The sequence below is a fragment of the Bacillota bacterium genome (assembly GCA_040754675.1).
Classification (GTDB): Bacteria; Bacillota; Limnochordia; order Limnochordales; family Geochordaceae; genus Geochorda.
Window position 1 is genome coordinate 1 of record JBFMCJ010000760.1, and the last position, 1,632, is coordinate 1,632.

General features: G+C 69.0%; 2 protein-coding genes. Both read left to right on the forward strand.

The annotated features are described in order from the left end of the window. Positions 1–1,024 (forward strand): 3'-5' exonuclease (locus tag AB1609_23325; GenBank protein MEW6049366.1); only part of this gene is annotated, 1,024 nt, incomplete at its 5' end. A 324-nt stretch (positions 1,025–1,348) separates the two neighbouring features. Next, positions 1,349–1,632, forward strand: a 284-nt coding sequence (locus AB1609_23330; protein MEW6049367.1) for a hypothetical protein, incomplete at its 3' end; no start/stop codon positions are given.

The following is a 1,632-nucleotide window of genomic DNA, read 5'->3' on the forward strand; positions in this document are numbered from 1 at the left end:
GGTGCACGGGCTGTCCGATGCGCGGCTGGCTCGGGAGGGGGTGCCGGCGAGGCAGGCGTTTGAGGAGTTCACGCGCTTCGTGGCGGGCGCGGTGGTGGTCGGGCACAACGTGGGGTTTGACCGGCGGATGATCGCGGCGCACGCGAGGCGGGTGGGCGTGGCGCTGGAGTTCGGCCGGGTAGCCGATACGTACGAGATGGCCCGGCGCTTTGTCGGCGGTGATGACCTCACGCTGGAAGGGTTGTGTGAGAGGTTCGGGGTGGTAGCGGGCACGGGGCACAGGGCGGCGGACGACGCGGAAGCGACGGGCGAGTTGCTTGCAAGGCTGCTGCCGCTGGTGGAACGGGATGGCGCAGTTCGACGAGCGGTCGTGCAGGAGGCGCGCAAGGCGTTTGAGCCGCTTGCGGGGGAGATCGAGGCGCTGAGGGGTGTGGTGACGGTCCTGCGGCCGCCCGCCCTGTTGGACGAGGTGTTGCGCCGTTCCGGGCTTGGCCCCTACTACGAGCGGGAGCCCAAACGGGCCGCCAACCTGGACGAGCTTCGGCGAATCTTCGCCGAAAAGGACAGGCTGTTTGCAGGCGGGGAGGACGTGGCGAAGGCGGGCGGCGGGGCAACTCAGGGCTCGGGCGGGCAGCTGCCGTCGCCTGACCCGCTGTCGTCGCTGGAAGACCTCCTCAACTTCGCGGCGATGGCAAAGAACGTCGACAGGCTCAGCCCGGACAATGGACGGGTACGGGTCTTGACCGTCCACCAGGCCAAAGGGCTTGAGTTTGACGTGGTGGTTGTGGCGGGGCTTTCCGAGCACGAGTTTCCCAGCTACCCGTCGATCAGGGAGGGGCGGGAGATCGAGGAGCGACGCTTGTTTTACGTGGCGTTGACGCGGGCGCGGCGGCGGCTTTTGCTGACCGGGCACGGCATGCATGACGGGAAGGTCCGCAAGCCCAGCCCGTACCTGGTCTGGCTGGCGAGATACCTGAAAGAGGAGCGCTCCGGGGTCATCCGCGGGACGGCGGCCAACATGTAAGAGAGTTGCATGCCGGTCGCAAGTCGTGAGGGCCACAGGAGTCGGACGTGAGCCGCAGCATCGTCGACGCCGCGCCTTTCATCCGACCCAACGTCGACAGCGCCCGCGTGTCGCCGACGCAGCCAGGGAGGCGGGCATCGAGCGGTTCGTGCAGGTGTCAGTGGACGGAGTGTCCGGCGACCGGAAGGCGCTGCGGCCGAGCTCGTGGGTGGGGGGGTGACTGAAGCGCATCATACGGCGAGTTCCAGTGGAGAGGCAGGTAGAAGCGTCTACGAGCGCGAGCACGCGCTGGTTCAAGGTGCTGTGGGTTGGGGGGACCGTAGCATGGGCGAACTGGCTCCCATGGGCGGGGAAGCGCGCCGAAGGGCGGCCCGGCGGCTCATCGTCCGCCGGGTCAACGGCCGGCTGGATCGGCCGGAGGGGCTGTGGTACAGCCGTTCCGGCAACGAGGTCGCGGTGGAGCTGGTGGCCATCGGCCACGAACTGGTCAACGCCGCGCCCCTGTTCCTGGCGGCGGCCGTCAGCGACGCCATGGAGGGCGGAGACGGGAGGTCGGGGCCGGAGGTGCCGCGACGGGCATCTCCTGCAGCTCAATGGCCAAGCAGGGG